This is a genomic window from Vibrio alginolyticus NBRC 15630 = ATCC 17749 (assembly GCF_000354175.2).
Taxonomy (GTDB): Bacteria; Pseudomonadota; Gammaproteobacteria; order Enterobacterales; family Vibrionaceae; genus Vibrio; species Vibrio alginolyticus.
The window spans coordinates 1,483,263-1,507,188 of record NC_022359.1 but is presented as its reverse complement, the minus strand read 5'-3'; the positions used below and the strand labels follow the sequence as shown (position 1 = coordinate 1,507,188).

20 protein-coding genes are annotated in these 23,926 nt (G+C 43.8%); 9 read left to right on the top strand and 11 right to left on the bottom strand.

Annotation, left to right across the window (positions count from 1 at the left end; all coding sequences use genetic code 11):
* Positions 1 to 2 precede the first annotated feature (2 nt).
* Entirely contained in the window at positions 3 to 2,168 is a 2,166-nt protein-coding gene (locus N646_RS21990) for a heparinase II/III domain-containing protein (RefSeq protein WP_017821224.1), read from the bottom strand.
* 420 nt (positions 2,169 to 2,588) lie between these two features.
* On the opposite strand from N646_RS21990, the gene N646_RS21985 reads away from it, so the two are divergent.
* The 4 genes from N646_RS21985 to N646_RS21970 all read left to right on the top strand — a co-directional run bounded on the left by N646_RS21985 (position 2,589) and on the right by N646_RS21970 (position 6,801).
* Entirely contained in the window at positions 2,589 to 2,924 is a 336-nt protein-coding gene (locus tag N646_RS21985) for a cupin domain-containing protein (protein WP_005450851.1), read from the top strand.
* Between the two features lie 34 nt (positions 2,925 to 2,958).
* The gene (gene kdgK / locus N646_RS21980) at positions 2,959 to 3,891 is read left to right on the top strand and encodes a 2-dehydro-3-deoxygluconokinase (protein ID WP_017821225.1); all 933 of its coding nucleotides are present in this window, start codon (positions 2,959 to 2,961) and stop codon (positions 3,889 to 3,891) included.
* Positions 3,892 to 3,969: 78 nt separating this feature from the next.
* Entirely contained in the window at positions 3,970 to 4,593 is a 624-nt protein-coding gene (locus N646_RS21975) for a bifunctional 4-hydroxy-2-oxoglutarate aldolase/2-dehydro-3-deoxy-phosphogluconate aldolase (protein WP_005388506.1), read from the top strand.
* A 450-nt stretch (positions 4,594 to 5,043) separates the two neighbouring features.
* The gene (locus N646_RS21970; RefSeq protein WP_017821226.1) at positions 5,044 to 6,801 is read left to right on the top strand and encodes a sodium:solute symporter family transporter; all 1,758 of its coding nucleotides are present in this window, start codon (positions 5,044 to 5,046) and stop codon (positions 6,799 to 6,801) included.
* Positions 6,802 to 7,286: 485 nt separating this feature from the next.
* Here the strand turns inward: N646_RS21970 and N646_RS21965 are convergent, their stop codons facing one another.
* The 4 genes from N646_RS21965 to N646_RS21950 form a co-directional block, all read right to left on the bottom strand.
* Positions 7,287 to 8,183, bottom strand: coding sequence for an NAD(P)-dependent oxidoreductase (locus N646_RS21965; protein WP_373921478.1), 897 nt, complete (start codon positions 8,181 to 8,183; stop codon positions 7,287 to 7,289).
* A 414-nt stretch (positions 8,184 to 8,597) separates the two neighbouring features.
* Positions 8,598 to 9,353, bottom strand: a complete 756-nt coding sequence (locus N646_RS21960) for an SDR family NAD(P)-dependent oxidoreductase (protein ID WP_017821229.1) — start codon at positions 9,351 to 9,353, stop codon at positions 8,598 to 8,600.
* Between the two features lie 606 nt (positions 9,354 to 9,959).
* Positions 9,960 to 10,433 (bottom strand): copper chaperone PCu(A)C, encoded by a 474-nt coding sequence (locus tag N646_RS21955; protein ID WP_005375841.1) that lies wholly within the window; start codon positions 10,431 to 10,433, stop codon positions 9,960 to 9,962.
* A 93-nt stretch (positions 10,434 to 10,526) separates the two neighbouring features.
* On the bottom strand, positions 10,527 to 10,988 hold the full coding sequence (locus N646_RS21950) for a hypothetical protein (RefSeq protein ID WP_005388493.1): 462 nt from the start codon (positions 10,986 to 10,988) through the stop codon (positions 10,527 to 10,529).
* A 439-nt stretch (positions 10,989 to 11,427) separates the two neighbouring features.
* Here N646_RS21950 and N646_RS21945 point away from each other — a divergent pair, with 439 nt between their 5' ends.
* Positions 11,428 to 12,477, top strand: coding sequence for a hypothetical protein (locus N646_RS21945; RefSeq protein ID WP_017821230.1), 1,050 nt, complete (start codon positions 11,428 to 11,430; stop codon positions 12,475 to 12,477).
* Between the two features lie 110 nt (positions 12,478 to 12,587).
* Positions 12,588 to 13,792 (top strand): IS3 family transposase gene (locus N646_RS21935; RefSeq protein WP_102949714.1). Its coding sequence is split into 2 segments (ribosomal slippage): positions 12,588 to 12,939 and positions 12,939 to 13,792, totalling 1,206 coding nucleotides; the frame shifts between segments, so codons are not numbered across the junction.
* 76 nt (positions 13,793 to 13,868) lie between these two features.
* Here the strand turns inward: N646_RS21935 and N646_RS21930 are convergent.
* Together N646_RS21930 and N646_RS21925 are read right to left on the bottom strand one after the other, a co-directional pair.
* A complete protein-coding gene (locus N646_RS21930) occupies positions 13,869 to 14,165 on the bottom strand; it encodes a hypothetical protein (protein WP_005375845.1) in 297 nt (98 codons plus the stop codon).
* A gap of 149 nt (positions 14,166 to 14,314) precedes the next feature.
* Positions 14,315 to 15,514, bottom strand: a complete 1,200-nt coding sequence (locus tag N646_RS21925) for a DUF5666 domain-containing protein (protein ID WP_017820243.1) — start codon at positions 15,512 to 15,514, stop codon at positions 14,315 to 14,317.
* Positions 15,515 to 15,603: 89 nt separating this feature from the next.
* Between N646_RS21925 and N646_RS21920 the strand changes: the two genes are divergently transcribed.
* The 3 genes from N646_RS21920 to N646_RS21910 all read left to right on the top strand — a co-directional run bounded on the left by N646_RS21920 (position 15,604) and on the right by N646_RS21910 (position 18,552).
* Complete coding sequence (locus tag N646_RS21920) at positions 15,604 to 16,272, top strand: response regulator transcription factor (RefSeq protein ID WP_017820242.1); 669 nt, start codon at positions 15,604 to 15,606, stop codon at positions 16,270 to 16,272.
* Positions 16,244 to 17,485 carry a sensor histidine kinase gene (locus N646_RS21915; protein ID WP_017634216.1) on the top strand — a complete coding sequence of 414 codons (1,242 nt, stop codon included), beginning with the start codon at positions 16,244 to 16,246 and terminating at the stop codon, positions 17,483 to 17,485. The genes N646_RS21920 and N646_RS21915 overlap by 29 nt, the downstream gene beginning before the upstream one ends.
* A gap of 137 nt (positions 17,486 to 17,622) precedes the next feature.
* On the top strand, positions 17,623 to 18,552 hold the full coding sequence (locus N646_RS21910; protein WP_017820241.1) for an SRPBCC family protein: 930 nt from the start codon (positions 17,623 to 17,625) through the stop codon (positions 18,550 to 18,552).
* 146 nt (positions 18,553 to 18,698) lie between these two features.
* On the opposite strand, the gene N646_RS21905 is transcribed toward N646_RS21910, so the two are convergent.
* The 4 genes from N646_RS21905 to N646_RS21890 form a co-directional block, all read right to left on the bottom strand.
* Positions 18,699 to 19,154, bottom strand: coding sequence for a hypothetical protein (locus N646_RS21905; protein WP_005375850.1), 456 nt, complete (start codon positions 19,152 to 19,154; stop codon positions 18,699 to 18,701).
* A 12-nt stretch (positions 19,155 to 19,166) separates the two neighbouring features.
* Entirely contained in the window at positions 19,167 to 20,945 is a 1,779-nt protein-coding gene (locus tag N646_RS21900) for a S8 family peptidase (protein ID WP_017820240.1), read from the bottom strand.
* Between the two features lie 249 nt (positions 20,946 to 21,194).
* A complete protein-coding gene (locus tag N646_RS21895) occupies positions 21,195 to 21,536 on the bottom strand; it encodes a hypothetical protein (RefSeq protein WP_017820239.1) in 342 nt (113 codons plus the stop codon).
* A 10-nt stretch (positions 21,537 to 21,546) separates the two neighbouring features.
* Entirely contained in the window at positions 21,547 to 23,460 is a 1,914-nt protein-coding gene (locus tag N646_RS21890; protein WP_017820238.1) for a tetratricopeptide repeat-containing diguanylate cyclase, read from the bottom strand.
* Positions 23,461 to 23,926 lie beyond the last annotated feature (466 nt).

Here is a 23,926-nt window from a genome sequence, read left to right as displayed (position 1 = left end):
TATTATTTCTCCTGCCCGAATGCGTTCACTTCTAGAGAGTAGAAGCCATTCCAGCTGTAGGTTTTACCGTTCAATTCTACTTGGTGTGGGGTTTGGTCGTCAGCGCCTAGCACATTGCTGATCATCACAGTAACCAGTGATTTTTCAGTCGTGATTTCTACGATGCTGCCAACGGCGTTGTAACCCACGACGCGGATATCTTTCACCTGACCACGTGCATTCACCGATTGCTCAAACTCTTCGTTGAAGTAGCCGTGTGTTTCTAGCACAGAAGCAAATAGTGTCGATTCGCCCTTGCTGCGCAGAATGAATGCTGGCTCGCTACGTAGGTTAAAGCTTGGGTCATTGGCGCCAGTGCGAGTGAAGATCACTTCATTATCGCCGTTCTGTTTCGCGCTGCTGCTTGTGCCTAACCAAGTGTAGTAGGTGTTGTTTTGTAGCCAGCTAACCAGCGCCGTATCTTGCACTTTGCCGCTTGCTACTTTCCAAAGGTGTTGGTAACCGAAGTCATCGCCAAGCGTGCTCAGTTCACCAAAGCTTTGGTAATCAAAGTTAGTACGTACGATTTGACCATCGTATTGATGAGAGTAGTCGTACTGATGTTCGCCTTCACCTTCGATGCGGTAAAGGTCTAGCAGTAGCGGTGCTTCAAGCTCATCTAGGCTAAGCATGAACACACTGCGCTGCATGTCTGTATTTGGGTAATGGTCGTTCGCAAACGCGCTCATACCATTGATTTCAGTGCCTTCTACTTTGAAGAAGTGAGGCAAACCGTGTACCGAATCAGCGCGCTCTACATCGAAACCATTCTGACATTGCTCATCAATCGTTACCGCGTTGTGCGCGATAGTTTGACGTGCGTACGATTTGTTTTCGTCTAGGTAACGCCCGCCGAATTTAGGCTCAACGTTTACCCAGCGACAGAAGCCGTATTCACGCAGCACTTCTTGACCACGGTTGAAGAAGGTAATGCCAAGCGTATCGAAGTTACCATGTCCCATGCCGTGTTGACCGTAGTTCATCACAAGCTGTGACACATCACCGGTTTTATCCTGCATGCGGATAAAGCCTTGTGCTCCGTTGTTACCAGTTGGACCTTCGTTTAGTTCCACACTTGGCCAGAAAGGCATACCGATTTCACGGTCTGCGATGGCTTTATAGTAGGCTTGAGAAAGCTCAAGACCACAAGGGTGCATCCAAACGGCGTTTTGAATCTTCGCCATGCCTAGGATGTTGTCATCCATACCGTAGTGTTTGCTGTAAACGCTCACTGCAACTTGAACACCCATGTCGGTAATGCTCATGGTACGAGATGCGTCGTTTAGGGCAGGGAACTCACCATTCGGGTAAGCCGTTGCCAGCATCGCTTGTACTGTGTTGCCAATCACTTTGTCTTTGTGGTTGTAGATGTCTACTTCAGGCATGTGACGGTGTACTACTTCTGCAAATACACAAGTTGGACGAATCGCATAACGATGGTAGTACGGACCTTCCATGTAGTAACCAGAAGGGGCGAACAGTTGCGAGATTTGCGCTAGGAAGCCGCCAGTATCATCACGGTCTTGACCGTATACCGACATCTCTAGATATTCAGGTTTGCCAATAGCTAGACCACAAATACCAACAGCCGCAACTGCCCAGATGCCGTGGTTGTGAATACGGTCGAAATCGTGCGCGTATTTCACTGTGAACATGTCTAGCATTGGTTCGAAAATGCGCTCAACAACGGCTGTGCGCTCTTCTTCTGTCATCACTGATGCCACGCAAGAGTAAGCAAGGCTAGTAAACATTAACCAACAGTGTTCATTAAGGATCTGGTGGAAAAGACGACCTGTTGGGTTAGTGTTTTTCTGTACGTGGAAATCAAAAGTGAGGTACTTCTCTGCGTAAATAGCGAGAAGATCTTTAACGAACTGCGCGTACTTTTCTTCTTGAGTGATCAAGAACAAACGACCCGCTAAGTTCATGTAGGTATAGTTTTGTTTGTGGCGGTTGTGCTCGTAGCCACCCGCTTCGCCGTGACCTGGTACGTCTAGAGGCAGACGCATGAAGGCTTCAAGTTCCTTGCGATTCGCTTCAATGGATTTGCCCATTAAGCTCGGCTTTCCGACTTCCTTTCTTAGTAGTTCGACTTCTGCTTCAGTCAACAAAATCGGTTGTGTAGTCATTTCTTTACCACCCTCAGATGAAGTGTGTTGTTTTCTTAAACTTTCTATAAAGTAATACAATATTAAGTTTGGGTGTAGTTTTTGTGGCAAAAAGGGAGAGTGAAATCACGCGAATTTAGCTAACCCATTGATTTGTATTGTTGTGATAATCCTTGTTGTGACTGATGTTTCGGCGTTATCAATCGTTAAGTGGAATGCTTTAACGAGCACCGTTTGATGAATATCACATATTTTTAGATATATTGTATGACAATTAAAGAAGATCGGATATGCTCGTTACCAATTCGACAGCAGACCCTTTCGCTTCGCGTTTCACTTTTATCAATACGACGCTTTTTTAAGAGGACCTTTTAATAAAGCATGGTTAAGAATGAAGTGCCGTAGGGTTCGCTTTAATAGAGACTTTTTAGGAGTATGACGATGAATTCTTTCTTTGTATTAGATGAGAACCCGTGGGAAGAGCTAGGCGGCGGTATCAAACGTAAAATTGTTGCTTACACAGATGACCTAATGGCGGTTCACCTATGTTTCGACAAAGGCGCGATTGGCGCTCCGCATACTCACGAAATTCACGATCAAATCGGTTACGTGGTACGTGGCAGCTTTGAAGCAGAAATCGAAGGCGAGAAGAAAGTACTTAAAGAAGGCGATGCATACTTTGCTCGTAAGCACATGATGCACGGTGCGGTTGCACTAGAGCAAGACAGCATTCTTCTAGACATCTTCAACCCAGCTCGTGAAGACTTCTTAAAATAATCTATAGCGCAACCTCAGTTGCTAAGGTGACAACATGAAATCATTAAACATCGCGGTCATTGGCGAATGTATGGTTGAGCTACAGAAAAAGGAAGGTCAGCTAAAGCAGTCATTCGGTGGTGATACGTTGAATACCGCACTGTATTTATCTCGTTTGACCAAAGCTCACGATATCAAAACCAGCTATGTAACGGCTCTGGGTAACGATCCTTTTAGCCAAGAAATGCTATCAGCATGGCAAGAAGAGGGCATCGATACTAGTCTGGTTCTTTCCGTTAAAGAAAAGCAACCAGGTATCTACTACATCGAAACCGATGAAACTGGCGAGCGTTACTTCCACTACTGGCGTAACGAAGCGGCCGCTAAGTTCCTATTCGAACAAAACGAGTCTCCGCTATTAGTTGACAAACTTTACTCGTACGATGCGGTTTACTTGAGCGGTATTACATTAGCGATCCTTACTGAAGAAGGTAAGACACAACTGTTTGGCTTCCTTGAGCGCTTCAAGGCACAAGGTGGTAAGGTTATTTTCGATAACAACTACCGTCCTAAATTGTGGGAAAGCCGCGAGAATGCCATGTCTTGGTACCTTAAGATCCTTAAGCACACAGATATCGCACTGCTCACATTTGAAGATGAGCAAATGCTTTACGGTGACGAGCATCTAGAACAGTGCATCGAGAGAACCTCTGCACTGGGCGTGGATGAAATCATCATCAAACGTGGTAGCAAAGATTGCTTGGTTGTGGCGAATGGCGAAGCGCAATACGTGGCGTCAAACAAAGTCGACAACGTGATTGATACAACAGCGGCTGGTGATTCTTTCAGTGCGGGCTTCTTGGCGAAGCGCTTGACTGGCGGCAATGCAGCGGAATCGGCTTACTCTGGCCACTGTATGGCTGGCGCGGTAATTCAACATAAAGGTGCCATCATTCCACGTGAAGTGATGCCAGATCTTCCTTTGTAATTCTTTTGCGGAGCGTTGAGTAATCGGCGCTCCGCAGTGATTTATTGAACTCAAGTTAACGACGACGAGTACACTCTTATGACGACATTAAACGAACAATTAGCAAACCTAAAAGTAATTCCTGTTATTGCCATCAACAAAGCAGAAGATGCGATCCCTCTAGGCCGCACGTTGGTTGAAAACGGTATGCCTTGCGCAGAAATCACGTTCCGCACAGAGTGTGCTGCAGAAGCGATTCGTGCTATGCGCGCTGAGTTCCCAGAAATGCTGATCGGTGCAGGTACGATCCTAACTAACGAGCAAGTTGACCAAGCGATCGAAGCTGGTGTGGACTTTATCGTAAGCCCTGGCTTTAACCCTCGCACGGTTCAATACTGCCTAGACAAAGGCGTGGCTATCGTACCTGGCGTAAACAACCCAAGCCTAGTTGAGCAAGCGATGGAAATGGGTCTGCGTACACTTAAGTTCTTCCCTGCTGAGCCATCTGGCGGCGTTGGTATGCTTAAAGCACTAACGGCGGTTTACCCAGTGAAATTCATGCCAACAGGTGGCGTGAGCCTAGGTAACGTAGACGAGTACCTGTCTATCCCTTCAGTACTGGCATGTGGCGGCACTTGGATGGTGCCAACAAAACTTATCGATGAAGGTAAGTGGGATGAACTAGGGACACTGGTTCGCGACGCAGTAGCTCACGTAGCATAAGTGTCGTAACACCCCGATAAAACTAGCGAAAGAATGAAAAGCGAGCATCAGTGCTCGCTTTTTTGTGTTTGAAAGTTTGAAAGAGGCGAGAGTTAAGAATCGCATTCATATAAATCCTACTTTCTATCCAATTTTTTCGAAACATCTCATTACGTTTCCTTCAAAGAAATGCCGCGCATTTTTGATCTTCAGACAAAGCGCGAAGAAGAAAAATATTCCATACTCTAATAAATTTCAATTAGACAATTTGTATTACAATATGTTGAGGTGTTCTGAGTGGCAATTATCTCCTAGAAAGCCATTGGTCTAAGAAAGTAAGGGATTTGACGTGTTTTTTTCGTTGAATAACTTATGCTTTAGATCACAATTAAAGCCTATTGTAGTACAAATGGGGTTATGAGAAGAGTAGTCTAGACGTTAGAAAATGATCAAACTTGAAAGGCTGAAAAAATGACTATTGATACTCTTGTTGTTCTTGCCTACTTCTTCTTCTTAGTTGCAATTGGTTGGATGTTCCGTAAGTTCACTACCTCAACCAGTGACTACTTCCGAGGGGGCGGTAAGATGTTATGGTGGATGGTAGGTGCTACCGCCTTCATGACGCAATTTTCAGCATGGACGTTTACAGGTGCCGCAGGACGCGCGTTCAATGACGGTTTCGTTGTTGTAATCCTATTCTTAGCCAACGCATTTGGCTACTTCATGAACTATCTCTACTTTGCTCCAAAGTTCCGTCAGTTACGTGTAGTGACGGCGATTGAAGCAATTCGTCAACGTTTTGGTAAGACTTCAGAGCAGTTCTTCACTTGGGCTGGTATGCCAGACAGCTTGATCTCAGCCGGTATTTGGTTGAATGGTCTTGCGATTTTCGTGGCAGCGGTCTTCAACATTCCTATGGAAGCGACCATCATCGTTACGGGTTTAGTGCTAATGCTAATGGCGGTAACGGGTGGCTCTTGGGCAGTTGTTGCATCTGACTTTATGCAGATGCTGGTTATCATGGCAGTGACGATCACTTGTGCGGTGGCGGCATACTTCCATGGTGGCGGTATTGGCAACATCGTGTCGAACTTCCACGGCGACTTCATGCTGGGTAACAACCTGAACTACTTCAGTATCTTTATCCTTTGGGTTGTGTTCATCTTTGTTAAACAGTTCGGTGTCATGAACAACAGCATCAACGCTTACCGCTACTTATGTGCAAAAGACAGTGAAAACGCACGTAAAGCTGCAGGTCTTGCATGTGTGCTGATGATTGTTGGTCCTATCATCTGGTTCCTACCACCTTGGTACGTTGCGGCATTTATGCCTGATTTCGCAGAGCAATACGGCTCAGTAGGTGGTGATGCAGCTTACCTAGCATTCGTACAAAACGTAATGCCAGCAGGTATGGTGGGTCTTCTGATGTCAGCAATGTTTGCGGCGACCATGTCTTCAATGGACTCTGGTCTTAACCGTAACGCGGGCATCTTTGTGATGAACTTCTACAGCCCGATTGTGCGTCCACAAGCGTCGCAAAAAGAACTGGTTATCGTGAGTAAAGCAACGACTATCGTGATGGGCTTCATCATCATTGGTATCGGTCTATTCATTAACTCACTACGTCACTTGAGCCTGTTCGATATCGTACTGAACGTCGGTGCATTAATTGGTTTCCCAATGCTGATTCCTGTACTACTTGGTATGTGGATTCGTAAGACGCCGGATTGGGCTGGTTGGGCAACACTGGTTGTTGGTGGCTTTGTTTCTTACATCTTCGGTATCTCACTACAAGCAGAAGATGTAGAGCGCCTATTCGGTCTAGAGCAAGCGTTTACAGGACGTGAGTGGGCAGACCTAAAAGTTGGCTTGAGCTTAGCGGCACACGTTATCTTCACCGGTGGTTTCTTCTTGCTGACAACGCGCTTCTACAAAGGTCTATCACTTGAACGTGAGAAAGAAGTGGACCAATTGTTCGAGAACTGGAATACGCCACTTGTGGCTGACAGCGAAGAGCAGCAGAACCTAGATACAAAACAGCGCGGCATGCTTGGTAAGCTTATCAGCGTAGCGGGCTTCGGTATCCTAGCTATGGCTCTAATTCCAAATGAACCATCTGGTCGACTACTGTTTATCTTGTGTGGTGCGATTGTTCTCTCGGTGGGTGTTCTATTGGTGAACGCAGCCCGAGGGCCTAAAAGCCCAAAGTTAGCTAACGCGAAAAGCTAACCAAAGTTAAAGACTCTCAATGAAAAATCCCGCGGTGTTAAAGCCGTGGGATTTTTTGATCAAGCTGACTGAGAAAGCGTGGCGCATCGTTTGTTGTTATTCGTTGTATTGGGGAACTCCCAATAAGGTGCGACTATATTCACATTAGAGTCGTCAGCCTAAAGCGAAAAAGCAATCTAACTTTCTTTGCACGCCGTGTTTACACTTTACACCCCAAACCTGATGCTTTGTCTATTTAAATAAATATGTGTGCCTTCTTAGCAAAGAAAAAGCATTAAATCAGACGTAGCTTTAATGAGGCGTACGCCAGAAATAGGAGAGAGGTTTTGAAGTGTGAGTGGAAAATATATAAGAGAATTGGAAGAGGCTGCCCTGCAAAACTTTAAAGGAGTGGCTAGGGTATCAAGGAGTGATGAGCGTCTGGGGAAAAACAAAAAAAGCCCAGCTACATTGGTAGCTGGGCTTTTAGTTACAACTGAGTGTGACTAAGCTTCTAGCTCTGCGAAGTAATCAAAGATCACTGGTACGTCGTTTTGACCAAGACCTTGGTCCACTGCAGCTTGTAGACTCTTAGAAGTCCCTTCTGCGATAAGAGACTCAGTGCCTAGGTCTTTTACCATCTCTAAGAAGTAACCAAGGTCTTTGTTTGCGTTTGCAATAGAGAAACCAAGCTTCTCTTCGCCATCTACAGCGTAGAACTTACAGAACTGCATGAATGGTGAGTTTGATGGACCAGCAGACATGATGTCGAATAGTTGTTGACCATCAACGCCAGCACGTTTAGCAACCGCAAATGCCTGAGACATGGTCGCTACTGTTGTCATACCCATGAAGTTGTTTACTAGCTTAGTCACATGACCAGAACCTAGCGCACCAAGGTGGAATACGTTTTCACCTTGATCGTCCAGCACTGGCTTAACCTTATTGAATGTTTCGACGTCGCCTGCGGCCATGATGTTCAGTAAACCATCTTTTGCGTGGGCAGGTGTACGACCTAGAGGCGCATCAATCATACCAGCCCCTTTCTTAGCAAGGTCAGCGCCAATCTTCTTCGTTGAAGCTGGAATAGATGTACCGAAGTCGATGAGTGTTTTACCTTCTGACATGCCAGCTAGAACACCAGTGTCTCCGTAAACAACTTTTTCGACAACTTCAGATGTTGTTAGGCACAGCATCACGATATCACTTTTCTCTGCTAGCTCTTTACCTGAAGAAGCTTCAGAAGCGTTTCCACGAGCTAGTACTGCGTCAACAGCATCTTTATTGAGGTCCATTACAGCAACTTCGTAACCACGTTTCTGTAGGTTTTCAACCATGTTTCCGCCCATCAAGCCTAGGCCGATGAAACCAATGATAGGTTTAGTCATTTTAACTCCAAAAATACTATTGTATGATTATATTGCTTGTTAGTAATCATAATGACTATTGTGGCTTTTGCAATTGAAAATTATGAGCATAGCGGGCTTGGGATGGATTTTTTCTAAAAGTGAGATGTAAGTAAGGTTTGTGGGGGTTTTATTCATCAGTGTATATAAGAAAAGCGGATTCATCACGCTTCCATTTTATCGTGAACAAAGCCTTTAGGAGGCTTAAATAACGTAAAAATAAGATTTATTGTAATACAAGTGATTTTGTTTCAGCTAGAGGAATACTGTCTATACCAAAAATGGGTGAAACGTTCCAGATGGGGTGAAAGGCGAGGTGGTATAAGGATAAGCCGCAGTACAAACATACTGCGGCCGTTATCAAATCAGTACTAAAGCGTACTTACTGATAGGTAAAAAGACTTATTGGTACTAAATGCCTAAAGCTTGACCACCACCAATTTGCAGTGTTTCTGCGGTAATGAATGATGCATCTTTACTTACCAGAAAAGAGATAGCAGAGGCGACTTCCTCTGGCTGGCCTAGGCGTCCAAGCATAATACTGTCTGCCCAAGAAGCAAATACTTCAGGCTTGGTTGCTTTGATTTGAGCATGGAATGGTGTATCGATAGTGCCAGGAGATACTGCATTGACACGAATTCCAGCCGGAGCTAACTCTTTAGCTAAAGCGCGAGTTAATGTATGAACGGCGGCTTTTGATGTACCGTAAATACCTGCACCTGGACCACCTGCATTCCAAGCAGCGTTTGAAGTGAAGTTGATAATTGATGCATTATCAGACTTTCTTAGAAATGGAATCGCTGCGCGTGATACGAAGAATGCACTATCGAGGTTTAAAGCCATGACTTTACGGAAAAAATCAGTTTCCATACCTTCAATAGGACTACGACCACCAAGACCACCTGCGTTATTAACGACAACATCGATTTTGCCGTATTTTTCACCAATAGCATTGATGTTTTCATCGACGGCATGTTCATCTGTAACGTCAAAACCGTAGTATTCAGCCTCAATTCCTGCGTTATGTAGTTTGGAGACACACTCCGAACCTTTTTCATCTTCAATGCCGTTTAGAATGACCGTGTATCCATCCTGACCAAGACGCTTTGCTACTTGGAAGCCGATACCGCCAGTAGCACCAGAAATAAATGCAATTTTAGTAGACATAATGGTGTTCTCTCATGTTGTAGAGTTGGAAAGGATTTTTATTTAACATAGAGTATTATTGTAATACAAATGGTTTTAATAAACAGAGAAACACCAACAATGAGAAGTCGATCACGTACTTTCTTTAGATGCTGACTCATCCAGTGGCATATATCGACTTTTACGGTCGTGCATGATTTGTATCTAGTCAGGATAATCGGGATATATAAACAATTGAGCTTATAGCTGCGGGCTTAGCTCGTTGGGCCGAGGTTTGTTGCAAGTAGAAAGAAAGCCGATTAACAGTGGGTCTTTGTTGCCAAACTTATGATTTCATTTAGGCTTGCCAAGTGATGGTTGGAGAACTTTGTCGAGAGGTTGAGTTTTAAGCGGGTAGGGAACCTTTTTAGGATCTTAAGTCTTTCAAGGTCATTCTGAATAGTGAGGGACGAGCGTGATTTAGAATCTCTTGCCCGAGCACGCTGTTATGATATGTGACCCCGTTTCGCCGAGCGTTATTCATCACCATTATTCTGAAGAGTCGAGTTAGGATCTACCGGAATAATGATTTTGACTAAGCTGAGATAAAAATGCCCGCTAAATCAGCGGGCACTTTTGTTTACGTCATTAATGGTGCATGTGTTTTTCCATGTGACCTTGTTTTTCAACCGCCATTTCTACTTCCACTTTACCCGCGTTTTTGAATGTTAACGTCATAGGGAAGCGGTCGCCTTCTTTAAGAGTTTGTGTTGGGTTAAAAATCATTAAATGGAAGCTGCCTGGCTTAAACAACACTGAGTCATTGGCTGGAACGCGCACTTCGTCAATCTTAATCATTTTCATCACACCATCTTCTTTCTTATGCGTGTGAATTTCGACATGCCCTGCGATTGGGCTTTCTGCTGCGATCAATGCATCTTCACTGTCACCGTGGTTGGTTAATTGAAAAAAACCACCGATAACAGGTGCGTTTGGTGGCGCTTCGCGGCTCCATGGATGGTCGATATGAATTTTTCCTGCTTCATAATCGTGCGCTAAACTCAGTGGGCTAGCGATGACAGCAATAAGCGCGATAGCGGCGGTTTTTAATGATTTAAGCATGTGTTTTTCCTTTTGAATTAATAGCTTCTCTGAATGGACAACAAACAGAGTCATCGTTATTTTTGAATAAAGTTGTCAATGATTAGATGCCTGTTAGGCAGGAAAAACACTCGGCGGAGAGTGCTTAGGCGCGATGTGTTTGTAAACGAGCTTATCGCATTTTGAAAAGTGATAAGTCGTCAGTGCATACTTTACTCGGCGCAGCCAATGGATGGTTGTCAGGTAAAGCCCAATCGCAACCAGAAGAAAGAATTGAACAGCTTGAAGAAGCGGACATTCAAACTGAAAGCCGTCGTGTAAGTTAAGATCTTGGATGAGCTTAGAAGAAGATTGAGCGTTAGCCTCAATCAACGTATTGATATCCACCCATTTGAAACCATCTGCGGTACACAGTAAAACCTTTTCACTTTGGACTTTGTTGAGCCAAGTTGTGCTGTGAACTTGTGTAGGGTTAAGAGCGGCTGTGGACGCTAAATACAACTGAAACAACACCGCGATAATAACCGCAATAGCGTGCAAGCGATGGTGTTTGTGCTGTATTAGAGTGTTTTCCATACAATTGAGTGCTTATCTTCTTCGGCGCGGGATACTAACAAATTAACCAAACAATGTAATTATCAGTTTACTAAAAGGTGATGCAAGTGTGCATTATTTGTTTTATTGCCTATTTTTAACGCTTTAATGTTTTGATTCGGCTGACATTCACAACCTCCAATTCAACTTGTCAGTCTTGCCTAGTCGCTTTTGAAGATACCGAATTAATCTCTCTTATATGCCACTGAAGCTTCGGTTAGTGGGTGTCGTGGTGGTGTTTTTACGTGCTAGATTTGGCTGATATCGATTCAAAATGCACACCGAATCTTCACTTGTTTTCCATTAACGGAATTATGACAGTAATTTAATAAAGGATACGGTATTCTGCGCTCCTTTGTACATGCCAGAAACGTCCGTCCTACTTAGTCGGAGGGGCGATTAATCTTAAGAAATTTCTCAAATGAAATACGAACAACAGATTGGATATCGATACCCTAAAGGTCGATTTGCCATGGTGAGTGTATATGCATTCACCGGTGCTGCGATTTTAGCATCGACTATTTTTTCTCTATTGCTGTTTTTGTCGATCGACGAAAACCCGATGATGCAAACCTTATTTGGTGGTTTAGCGATCATTTTTGAAGCGGGTAAATTTTACGCTTGGTATGAATACGGTGAGCGCCGAGCCCATCGCAACTACACAGGAGCCGCAACCGCTCTCGTGTTTTATTTAGTCTTAGCTGCGATTTCCATTGGCGGTAGTATTGGTGGGATTAATAGTGCAACCAATAGTGCACAAAGTCATATTTCGGTAGAGCAGGCGAAAGTGGAAGCGTTTAATCGTCAGATTGCGGCAATCGATAAGCAGATTGAGCTCAACAATATGGCAGCGCAGAAATACATCGAGATGGAGCGTATCGCGACTGGTGTAACTCGCATTCAGGATCAAAACAAAGCCTTACGTGAAGAGCAGCAACGCTTGGCTATGGAGCGTGATAGTTTACCGCCGGTTACGCAAGGCTCAGTGATTGGTTTGATTGATAGCCTAGCCAACGCATTTGGTACCACCTCTCAGCAAGCTCAGCTTGGCTTGGTTGTATTTCTTTCGATTCTTTTGGACTTCTTTGCTGCATTTTTTGTTGGCTTGATTGGTGAAGAGCAACGGTTCCGATATTTCTATCGCAGAAATGAGGGCATGATATTGAAAACAGTTCGCGATATAGACCCAGCGCCTGCGGGTTATCTTCCTCATATAAAAGAGGAAGAAGAGCAAGAAATACCAGCTGCGCCGGAGCCAGAAGAACCAAAGGAACCGAAAACCTTGTTAGAGCAAGTTAGTGATGCACTTAAAACGCATCAAATTACGTGCACCAAAAAAGCCGTTGCTAAACAGTTTAGGCTGTCTGCGGAAGAGGTAGACAAGGTATTTGAAGAATTGGCAGAGCTCGGTTTAGTGGGGAAAAAAGCCAACCACCATTATCATTGGATAGGTGAAGCAGAAACCGCATAATTGGTTATCTATTAGAGTTCGGAAAGAGCGTCAATCGGCGCTCTTTTTTTTGGGAGTGTGCCGTCCTAAATAAGGTTGACACTTTCCCCCCAAAAAAATTGGAGAGTGTTATGAAATCAACAACTAAAAGAACTCAGCGCGATTACTCCCTCGCTTTTAAACTCACTGTAGTTGATGAGGTTGAAAAAGGAAGCCTCACTTACAAACAAGCCCAAGAGAAGTATGGCATCCAAGGTTGCTCTACGGTTTTGGTTTGGCTTCGTAAGCATGGTCGACTAGATTGGTCTAAAGGGACACCTAACTTTATGTCCAAAGGAGACTCTATGGCCGAGTTCAATTTACCTCCTACACCAGAGCAACGTATTAAAGAGCTTGAGAAGCAGCTCGAAGATGCTCAACTCAAAGCCGACTTCTTTGAAGCTGTCGTGAACGTTATGGAACGTGACTATGGTGTTAGAGTGACAAAAAAGCACAAAGAAGCGTTGTCCAAGAGAAAACCATAGTAGGTTTGAGCGTTACGAAGTTTTGTCAGTTAGTACAAATCTCTCGCCAAGCTTATTATAAGCAATGCCAAACTCAATCTCGTTGTGAACATCATGAGCATGCTGTCATTGGCTTTGTCCGTGAAGTCAGGCTGAAGCAGCCACGCATTGGCACGCGTAAACTGAAGTTCTTAGCAGCAACAAAGGGCATTCAAATAGGTCGCGATAAGCTCTTTGAACTTCTCAGAAAGCATCGGCTGTTAGTGAGAGCAAGACGAGCCTATCACCGAACGACTGACAGCCGTCATCGATTTTTCTGTCACCCAAACAAAGTGAAAGATGGGCTGACACCAACGAAGCCAGAACAACTGTGGGTTGCTGATATTACTTACTTGCCAACTCAAAATGGAGAGAGTTATCTCAGCTTGGTTACAGACGCTTATTCAAGGAAGATTGTTGGTTTTTATGTGGATGACAACATGAAAACTCAATCAGTTAAGCGGGCATTTATCTCAGCTCTCAGGCAACGGCAGAGTGAAGAAAAGCTAATACACCACTCAGATAGAGGCTCACAATACTGTTCGAGGGAATATCAAGATATCCATAAGAAACATAGAGTGACTTGCTCAATGACTGACGGGTATGACTGTTATCAGAATGCTTTAGCTGAGCGTGTAAATGGGATACTCAAAATGGAGCTCTTGCTGAAGAAACCGAAAGATCTGAAAGAAGCAAGGACGATGGTAGCAGAGTCCGTAGATATCTATAATCAAATGAGGCCTCATACGGCTTTAAAATACAAAACGCCCGATGAAGTACATCGAGCGTTTTAGTTAAAAAGTGTCAACCCATATCAGGACGGGTCAGAGGGGGGAGTTTCGCTATTAAAGTTAACTACAAGAAAGCGTATCAATCTTTATTGAGCTTTTTGGTTACATCTTTCACCGTTTTCTTCTCTTTTTCCGGTGTCATTGCATCAACAGCTTTACCCGCCACCCCTTCATCTGGCAATTTGTCTTTTCCTGCATCAACTGCGGTATCTTTCAGTGCCTCTTTAGGCGTACAGCGACCACCAACACCAACCACGGCTTTTGTCGCAGCGGCTTTAGCTGCCTTTTCTGCATCGCAGTCAGGATCCATAACGCTAGCTAAGCTCGTGGCTGAACCAAAAAACAAGATTAACAAAATGAGGTTGCGTTTTTTCATATTCGTCACCAATGTTGTGAAACATAGGTAAAGTGTAACGGAGAGAAAAGGCTTTGACTGAGAATTTGTTGGTTTGAGCTTGGGAAGCAAAGTAAGGTGAAAAGAACAAGTGCCACCGAAGTGACACTTTTTCTTAAGCGTAGAAGGGATTAGTTGTCGTAAACGTCTAACTCCACTTCACGGGCAATATTTTGCTCGTTAATGATCACACCTTCGACTTCGACACGAGCACCATTTAGGTTAAGTTCTTCAATGCCTTGGAAGCGTGTTTGTGCATCAATCACAACGGTGGTGTTAGTTAGTACTTGATCAGCATCATTCTCACAATGCTCGATTTCAAATGTTCTTGCTTCAGCATCGTAGTTTGATACGTATCCTTCACATTCAAATTCTTTACCTTGCCATTGGTTGTTATCGTCAAAGTCTGGTTGCTCAAACTCAATAACGGTAGCGATGCGTTTGCCATTTTTCATGACAGACGTTACTTCCACTTCTTGGCCTTGTTTTAGGTTCGCTTTGCTGCCATCTTCAAATCGTGTTGCGTTATCGATGAAGAATGCACCTCGGTAGTTTAGTGAGAACTCACTGTAGTCATTTGCAACCCAAGTGACGATGCCTTCCACATCGCTGTCATTGCTTATGACGTCGTAGCCTTCAACTTCTACCTCATGTGCCATGAAGATACCGTTTTGCATTTCACCTTCGGCTTCAATCCATTGACCAATGCTAAGCTGGTTAACGTTGTTATATGTCACCGTTACTTTTCCACCTAACTTAAATGTTCCAGCATTTGCATCGATACTGGTAATACGGCCTTCCAGTTCGTAGTCGTTATCAAGTGCTGGGTAATCGTTATCTACGTCGAGCTCGACCACAGACAACACTCGATAACCCGCATCAGCAGTTGGCAATGATGACACCATCACCCAGTCGTTGACCTCTATATCATCACTTAAATCGTCAAACTGCAGCTCTACGCCGTTTACCGTGAATTTTTTCTTCACATGATCAATTGCTGTCACACGTCCAGTAATGGTTGGTTCAAGTATGACTCGGACGCCATTGTCCGAAGTTTGCCGAATATCTGAACCCACGCGAACCACCATTTTTGGTTTTACATCGGCCAGTTGCACTTGTGTGTCGTCATAAACCACCTCAGACACACGATACGTATGTCCATTGACGGTTAACGTGCTTTCTTCAGCGTTGACCGCTTCAACAGAGCCAATCGCTACACTTGGTTTCACTGCTGGTTGAGTTGATGTGCTATCGCTATTGCTGCCACCACCTGAACCACCACAACCAGACAATGCCAAACCTACTACAGAAATAAGAGCGAGTTTTTTCATTGTATTAACCTCAATTTACGAGCGAGTTTAGGAAATTGCCTGTATCTTATTGGGCATATCGTGAAGAGATCGTGAAGAAATGTGATTTTATGAAAATTTTAATTGTAGATGACAACCATAACGTCTCGGAGACGATTGCAGACTATCTTGAGCTAGAAGGCATGATTATCGATTGTGCGTTTCATGGAGAGGCTGCGATTAAGTTAATCGAGGAAAATCATTACGATGTAATCATCATGGATATCATGATGCCGAAGCTCGATGGCATCAGTACGGTACAGAAGCTTCGACAAGATAAGTTATGTGGAACGCCAATTCTCTTCCTAACGGCAAAAGATACGCTAGAGGACAAAATCGCGGCTTTTAAAGCGGGGGGAGATGATTATTTAATGAAGCCATTTGCGATGGAAGAGCTCAGTTTGCGTGTTCATGCTTTGGCTAATCGTGGTCCAAGACAAGATATCGGAACGCTCAAATTTGCAGATATTTGTTTAGATGCGCGGACAGGAAAAGTAACGAGAAAAGACAAAGAAATTAAGCTGAGTCGAATTCAAACTAAAATTTTAAAATTGCTCCTCCAACGTGCTCCAGCAGCGGTCTCGCGCACAGAAGTGATCGATAGTGTGTGGGGAGACGAACCACCCGGAAGTGATGCACTTCGTAGCCATATTTACGGTTTAAGAACCGCGCTAGACAAAGGTTTTGAAGAATCACGATTAGAGACTATTCATGGACAAGGTTACCGACTTAAAGCATAACGAATATCCAAGCATTTATCGCAAGATCCGTTGGGGTTTTGGGGTCATGACGTTTGTGATGTTTACTCTTTTTTGGTCGCTGATTTATGTGGCAGAAAACAAACTGGAAGTGCTGAGTTTACATCACTGGCTAGATACTGAAGCTGCGCTTTATAGTGAGAATTTCGAGAAACAGGGCTGGGATGCGCCATTGCCAAACGTATTGGAATTCAACTCATATTGGAGTGAAGCACCGACACCCGATTGGTTGCTCTCTTTTACTTCACCTGGTTTTTACGAATACCTGCTTGGTGAAGAAGACAAACACTTTGTTGTATTGAACCACCCCTCAGGGAAGGGGCTTATGTACATTGTATTTCAAGATGACTCAGATGATTACTTGGACGAATACGAAAGCTCGCTGCATCAGTTTACGCTGCTGCTCGGTGGTTTGTTTTCATTTGTCATGGTTGGGTATGGCATTTACATGGTGCGAATATTGTCTCGGCCATTAGCGCAAATTGAAGACAAAATTAGCCAAATGTCACCGGATCAACCCGCTTTCCAAGTTGAAACTAAGTTCAGCGAAACACGCCAGATAGAGCAGACTTTGCTGGATAATAAGAACGATATCGCGGGCTATTTCAAACGAGAACAAGAATTTAGCCGTTTTGCATCGCATGAGTTGAGAACGCCAATCATGGTGATTAAAGGCTCAACAGACATTCTGACGCGTCTTCCTGATCAACCTCGAGTTGCGCAAAAAGCCATCACGAGGATGCAGTCAGCTTGTGACGAGATGCGTGTACTGACAGAAGCGTTTCTCTTACTTGGTAAAGAGAAAATAGAGCCTCAACATTACGGAGAGCATCAGCTTCTTACTTGTTTACAAAAACAACTGGAAGAGCTGGCTCCTTTATTTGCCAAGCAAGATTCGAACTACGCTTTGCACGAACAACATAGTGGTGTAGTGAAGGCACCAGAGAGTTTTGTGACCATTGTTATCAACAATCTGATTAAAAACGCCTTTAGCTATAGTGTGGGAGATATTGAAATTGAGTTGAAAGGTCATGCGCTTAAGATCCTAAACCGTCACGATGGCAACGAGACGTACAACGCTGGTTATGGTTGTGGGCTTGTTATCGTACAACGAATATGTGAACGGATGGGGTGGGCGTTAGTACTGGACGATGATGGTGTTCGATTTAGTGCAAAAGTGGAGTTCTGCTCTTAGCTTTGCGCGTATTGATTCAAGTGAGAATTAACGCTCTGGATTTTTCTTGTCGTACGCATCTAACCCGTAGTCAAACAAGAAAAAACTGGAATTTGAATTAGACTGAAGTTAGTGAAGCGGAAACTCGAGGAACCGTTATGCTCTCTTATCAGGTCAGCCGAAGTATTGAAATTAATAAGAATCAAAGTGAAATTATTGGCTATCTCAAGAACTTCAATAACTGGCCCAGCTGGTCACCATGGATCATTCTTGAACCAAGCTGCGAGCTGACATTCAGTGATAATCAGGGCCACGTTGGAGCTGGTTATCAATGGAATGGTCAGCGTATTGGGACTGGCGCGATTGTACTGGAAAGTACTCAAGAGCATCGATTAGATATGGAGCTACATTTCTTTCGCCCAATCAAGAGCCATGGAAAGGTGACTCTAATCGTGACGCCGTCACAAAATGGCTGTTTAGTCGAATGGCAAATGCAATCTCGCGTCCCTTGGTATCTGTTCTTTCTGAAAAGTATGTTTAAGTCGATGATAGAGATGGATTATCAACGTGGGTTACGCATGCTCAAAAGTAAGCTTGAAACCGGAAGAGTGCATTCAGACTTAGTCGAAATAGGTAACCGAACGTTGCCTCAAATTCATTACATTGGGATCAAGGGTGTGGCTAGCTTGCAGGAATTAGGTTCGGTAATTGAGAAGCATGTTCAGCAACTAGAACAGTTAATTAGTGACGAAACCCTATCCGTGAATGGTGAATTGTTTTGTTATTACCAGTCGATGGATATGCAGAAAGGTACATTCGAGTTTATCACTTGCTTTCCTCTTCATAACTCAGTACCAGCGCCTCAAGGGGCGGTTACCGGTACCATTCCTGAGAGTGAAACATTTGTCGTTGAACACCGAGGTGAATATCAGTTTTTGGGAAATGCATGGGCTTTAGCGATGAACTTGGTTCGTCAGAGTGGTATGAAAGTCAAAACCAGTCCTTTAGGAATCGAACGCTATCTGAATAGCCCGAAGGAAACCACGGAAGAAGAGCTAAGAACGGAAATTATTTTGTTTAAGAAATGACAGGCGCAGGCGAGTAGGGTGTTTAGGTATCATACTGGTTATGCGAAATGTTATTAAAGAATAATAGCCTATCTGTTCCTACCCATAAAAATGCCTCAGCAATCGCTGAGGCATGGTTTTACAGGCCAACTTCTCTTGTTAGAGAATTATTGTGCACGGTATTTACCGCTGTTTAGTTCAATTTTAGACGCTTTTACCCGGCTGTCTGCGTTTAGGTAGTCGCTAATACTTAGCAGATCTTGATCTTGAGATGCTTTTAACACCGCTGATTCCCCCTCTGCGAAGATAACTTCTAATTTTAACTCTTTGGCGACTGCTTTCGCTTCGTTAGGATTGTTTACGGTGATATAAACCAGTCCAGTGGCTTTGGATACGTTACTAAACGCATTCTTAAACACCTCATCACCCGCTTGAAGTTTTACGTCTTCAGATAGGGTTCTAATAGTGCCAGTTTGCACTTTTCGATAATCTTGGCCATTAATCTCAACCGCTTCTGATGGCACAAACAGTTCTGGTGCAGGCTGTTGAGAGAGCTGTTGCTCAGCGTATACACTCGACGTCATGATAACGAGAGCCAGCATAGAAAATGATTTGTATTTCATGTTATTGACTCCTTAGTGTCCAAATATGCGCATCGACCAGTTCTTAATAACACCGGGCTGAGCGTTGTTTGCCATCGGAACGTCATAGATGGTGGAAGAGTTGAAATATGCAATGTAAGAATAGACTTCATCGCCGTTCGTATCTATTGCTCGCAACGTCCATTCGCCTTTTGCATCTTCGCCATAAAATTGGTTAGACAACATTAATTGATCTTTGTAGCCAGTAATCGATGAATCAAGAGATTGACCAACAAGACCATTGCGCGGTGTTTGCAAAACGGAACGAGTCCCTGATGGCGAAATGAGCTCGATAGCTAAGTCGGGCAGACGAGCGTGGTCCAGTGTCAATGTCACTTGAACGGATTCTACTGTCAGCTCATCGGCAATGGCGATACTTGAAGAACCACCAACTAGACTTGCATCGGGTACACTTACTTCTGTAGCGTTATTAACCCATGGCGTAATGACTTGAGTTGGCAAAACACGATTCGTCATGCGAGCACGTTGCATCGCTTCATCTAAATCTACAGCGCCGAAGCCATAAAAAGTATGGAAATCTACGCCTGCTGCGTTTTTTTGCCAAGGGGCAATTGCCTCGTAGCTAACCTGTTCACCTTTATGGTTAGTAAATTCAAGCTGTACGCCTGGATGCGCTTTATCCGTTACTTTTGCTGTCTCCGCTAGTAAAGCACGTACATCACGAGCAGAAAGTGCGTGGTTGGTTGACATGATTGCCGCGATGGCACCCGATGTGTTCGGCGCAGCCGATGAGGTTCCGTTCATCGTACTGGTATAGTTACAGTTCGGATCGAGCTCCGTTCCGCCGTGTAACCCATTAATGCCAAGGCCATCACTGGTATTTTGCCCTTCTTCACAACCCATTAAATCAGTGGTGACCATAGCAGGGAAATCTTGCCCATATTCACCTGCTGGTGCTGCAACCCACACGTTCGAACCCACAGATGAGTAACTCGCTCGCGTACCATCCGCTCGTAGTGCACTAGTGACTAAATTGAAGTAATTGGCGTTATCATAAGACTGAGCAGAGTTGTGCATCGGTAAGCCTTGATTGTCTCCACCAGCAAAGAAGTTACTTGGCAATACGAAGAATCGCCCTGCATTGAAATAACGGTAACCATTACCTGCTGACTTTACAAATACAGCACCTCGACCCCAGGCGTTACTCTCGCTGACGTTTTTCATCACGTCCATTTCAAGTTTTAGTTGAGGGTCGCTTTCATCAAAAGTAATCGGGTTTATAGGGCTGAAACCGTAACTTTGGTTAAATACGCGAACATCACGTGTTGCTGGGTCCATGCCATGGGAGATTAACCAGCCTTCTAATGTCTGGTTGGCTAACCAGTTAAAACCGATGAGGGAAGAGAGAGAAGCGACACCGCGTCCGCCTTCACCGTTGTTGCCGACGGCGCTAATCAAACCGGCTACAGCAGTGCCATGACCATTAGTATCAACCGGATAACTTGGTGGGAATGAAGAGTCTTCGACGAAGTTTCTGCTACCTGTAACTATATTACCTGCAAGGTCGGGGTGATCGATCTGCACTCCAGAATCAATAACGGCAACTTTCACACCAACACCTGCAATCCCCATTGCCTGAGTGAGCTTAGTGTTTAAGTCGTTCCCAGCAACAGCAGGATTAGCCGCAAACGCAGTTTGCCCCGTGTTGTCTAAGTGCCATTGTTCAGAATAGAGTGGATCAAACGCCGAGACGGCAGGTGCAATGCCTACTGCCAACATAGCAGCAAATAGGCGATTAATGCGTATTTCCATTTTTGACCTCATGTCTTTGTTTGGAATTTTTTAGTTCCTGTTTCATATTCCGCTAACAGGAACAAACAAAGCTAACGACAAAGAATAAGGACGAAAACCATTTACAACTTGTTTACATTAAAAGTTCGATGGACAACATAAGTCTTTGTTAATTTACTGAAACTATGAGGTTTTTATATGTCGCATCGAGCATGCATGAAAAGTGAAAAGCAGAAAATACGAGTGTACCGTCTGCTTCAAGAGGGGGGGTTATTTAGTTGGAGCGGGTTGAATAGTTGCCATTGGTTTCTTAGGTTCGGCTTTTTCCTTAGGCAGCACGTTATCAATCCACTTTTTAATGTACAACTTATCGAATTCTTTATCACACCACTTTTTGTTTAATCCACGTCGATTGAACTCAGCACCAATCGCCACTTTGGTTTGGTTAGTTGCACGGTTGTAGTAGAGAGTTTCACATAGTTGAGTGTTACTCATTTGCTGGGCATATACGTTGACACTGCTGCTGCGCATTCCCAGTTGAGATGCTTGCTGATTACTACACGCCATAAGAAATAGAGGCGCAAAAGTAATAATGATTAGATTTTTTTTCATGTGTGCTTTTTTATGATGTAGGGTGAATGACGAACTGGTTTCTACCAGCTTGCTTCGCATCATACAAAGCTTGGTCTGCCAAGAAAAACCATTGATCCCATTCTTGTTTAATTATTTGTGCCGACAGTTTGTCCACTGCTCCAAGGGAAATTGTCGCGTTTAATGGTTTAGAGTCAACCACCAATGGCGTGTTTTCAACAGTATATCTCAATCGCTCCAAAAACTTAGCGCAATCTTCAGCTCGCTGTACTTCGAATAATAGGACAAACTCTTCTCCACCCCAACGAATGAGTAGGTCACCAGAGCGAGTGGATTCATTAAATAGCGTGGCAATATGAGTCAGCATTTTATCGCCAATATCGTGTCCATATTGATCATTAAAGGTTTTAAAATGATCAACATCTAAAACTGCTAAGGCAAATGTTCTATCTGGGCTTCTACGAGCCATTTTGTCCAGCCAAATGTGAAGATAGCGACGGTTATGCAGTTGAGTTAACGGATCGGTAGTATTTTCTTGAGTGAGTGCTTTATTAATACGTCTAACGCGCAGTACGTAACGAAAACCAACGACACCAATTGCCGTAATAGCGATAAAGTAGAACATTTCTCGATAGCGCTGCGAACGCAGTTCAGACGCTTGTAGCGCATTTTTTGTTTCTAGCAATTTGAGTTCTTTCTGGGCTAACTTAGCTTCGAGATCAAACTTAATGTTAATCATCTCTTCACCATGAATATGATGAGAAAACTCAGCCTCCAGCTCTCTTAATTGGGTTAAATAATGAAAAGCAGCTTCATAGTCATTAAGAATTTGATGAGCGTTTACCAGTACCGAAAGCATATCAATACGCTGCCGCAGCTCTAATTCACTGGTTGATTTGGTTTGTTCTAGAACGTTAAGCGCTGTTGTAATAGCTCTATCGTATTGTTTGTTTGCGAGGTAAGCCTCTGCAAATGCCTCGTAACAAGACGTTTTTAGCATTTCTAGATTTTTTGGAATGGGCAGGTCTACGCAACGTTGTGCGACCATTAATGCATCATCAATTTTTCCTACCGAGCTCAACATTTGTGAAAAGCTGGATAAAGAGTGGTGCTTGACTGTGTCCGACCCCGTTTGCATTGAAAGTCGAATGGCTTCATTGAAATAATATTCCGCTTTTTTGTTATCTCCGAGGCTCGAGTGAACGATGCTAAGGTTTGCGTAGATAACCCCCATAAAAAAGCTATTATCGTATTGATATTCGCTCTCTAGGTAAGTGTCGAGGGCTTGCGTTAGGTAGCTGTTGGCCCGAGCCCAATCTGATGCGTCGATGTAGACCGTCCCAATGTTGTTCAGTGTCATCGCGACTTGTATTTCAAATACTGTTTTTTCTAATAACTCATAGGCATTGCGATAATATTTTAGGCCACTGCGTAGTTGATTTCGAGATACTTCTAGATTGCCTAACCAGCGGTAAGCACGGCCTTCTAATGCTAGATAACCAAGATCACGGGCTGTAGAAACAACGTCATGGAGTAACAATTCTGCGTTCCAGTTATCGTCTTGCTCAATCATTGTTACAGCCTTATTGAGCTGTGCTTCAGCGACGACCCATTCCAAATGGTGCTTTTTACCGAATTCGATTAAATCGGGCATATCTTTCGGTAATGGAACGCCTTCGTAACGCTTAAGGTACTTTCGTGCAAAGTAATACAGAGCAAGAGACTCCGCTGATGCATTCTGTGGCGCATTTAACTCATCTTTTTGAATTGATCGCGGCTTACCCATCGAGCGAAAGTAGAGTTTTAACATGGGCTTGCTTTCTGCTGAAATGTGTTCTTCCAGATAAGCTTGCTTTTCGGTACTCGCCAGTACGTTGGTGGGATGCAAGAAAAGTCCAAGTGCAGTACAAAGTGCGCAAGCCAGTGTTTTAATTGAGAAGTGCATGAGCGTATTAATAAAATGTGATCTCTTAACCGAATACCAGTTAAGTCTACCATTTCTTGTTGGTTAAGTGCGGATGGATTCCCAGTGGCAAAGTGTTTTGGGAGTGAGATACGAGAAGTATCTCTATAATATTATGATTTATAAAAAAAATCTATTGAAAACTTATGTAATGATTGGAAGATGGCATAGGTAGGGTAACGATGGAAGGTAAGTGAGCATATTCGGTGGACTCAATCTAGTGGTTTAAGCCGCGGATTCATCGCTCGAAATCAGGGTGAAGTGTAAAAAATTACGTTTCTGTCATAAATATTTAATGTTTGTATGGGTTGTTAAAAAACTGGATATTAGACATAGTGTTACTAAGCCAATAAAAAATGGCTTTTATAATAAATAGGAGATTAACTATGCATAATGAAATGATTCAACCTTCGCACTTCGGCATTATCGGCCGTACCTGCATCGCTTC

Bases quoted from the DNA above. Each gene is read 5' to 3' on its own strand.
- N646_RS21900 (WP_017820240.1), bottom strand. From the start codon at position 20,945: ATGGAAATACGCATTAATCGCCTATTTGCTGCTATGTTGGCAGTAGGC.
- kdgK (WP_017821225.1), top strand. From the start codon at position 2,959: ATGAAATCATTAAACATCGCGGTCATTGGCGAATGTATGGTTGAGCTA.
- N646_RS21930 (WP_005375845.1), bottom strand. From the start codon at position 14,165: ATGAAAAAACGCAACCTCATTTTGTTAATCTTGTTTTTTGGTTCAGCC.
- N646_RS21905 (WP_005375850.1), bottom strand. From the start codon at position 19,154: ATGAAATACAAATCATTTTCTATGCTGGCTCTCGTTATCATGACGTCG.
- N646_RS21895 (WP_017820239.1), bottom strand. From the start codon at position 21,536: ATGAAAAAAAATCTAATCATTATTACTTTTGCGCCTCTATTTCTTATG.
- N646_RS21920 (WP_017820242.1), top strand. From the start codon at position 15,604: ATGAAAATTTTAATTGTAGATGACAACCATAACGTCTCGGAGACGATT.
- N646_RS21975 (WP_005388506.1), top strand. From the start codon at position 3,970: ATGACGACATTAAACGAACAATTAGCAAACCTAAAAGTAATTCCTGTT.
- N646_RS21960 (WP_017821229.1), bottom strand. From the start codon at position 9,353: ATGTCTACTAAAATTGCATTTATTTCTGGTGCTACTGGCGGTATCGGC.
- N646_RS21945 (WP_017821230.1), top strand. From the start codon at position 11,428: ATGAAATACGAACAACAGATTGGATATCGATACCCTAAAGGTCGATTT.
- N646_RS21910 (WP_017820241.1), top strand. From the start codon at position 17,623: ATGCTCTCTTATCAGGTCAGCCGAAGTATTGAAATTAATAAGAATCAA.
- N646_RS21990 (WP_017821224.1), bottom strand. From the start codon at position 2,168: ATGACTACACAACCGATTTTGTTGACTGAAGCAGAAGTCGAACTACTA.
- N646_RS21890 (WP_017820238.1), bottom strand. From the start codon at position 23,460: ATGCACTTCTCAATTAAAACACTGGCTTGCGCACTTTGTACTGCACTT.
- N646_RS21915 (WP_017634216.1), top strand. From the start codon at position 16,244: ATGGACAAGGTTACCGACTTAAAGCATAACGAATATCCAAGCATTTAT.
- N646_RS21970 (WP_017821226.1), top strand. From the start codon at position 5,044: ATGACTATTGATACTCTTGTTGTTCTTGCCTACTTCTTCTTCTTAGTT.
- N646_RS21955 (WP_005375841.1), bottom strand. From the start codon at position 10,433: ATGCTTAAATCATTAAAAACCGCCGCTATCGCGCTTATTGCTGTCATC.
- N646_RS21950 (WP_005388493.1), bottom strand. From the start codon at position 10,988: ATGGAAAACACTCTAATACAGCACAAACACCATCGCTTGCACGCTATT.
- N646_RS21925 (WP_017820243.1), bottom strand. From the start codon at position 15,514: ATGAAAAAACTCGCTCTTATTTCTGTAGTAGGTTTGGCATTGTCTGGT.
- N646_RS21985 (WP_005450851.1), top strand. From the start codon at position 2,589: ATGAATTCTTTCTTTGTATTAGATGAGAACCCGTGGGAAGAGCTAGGC.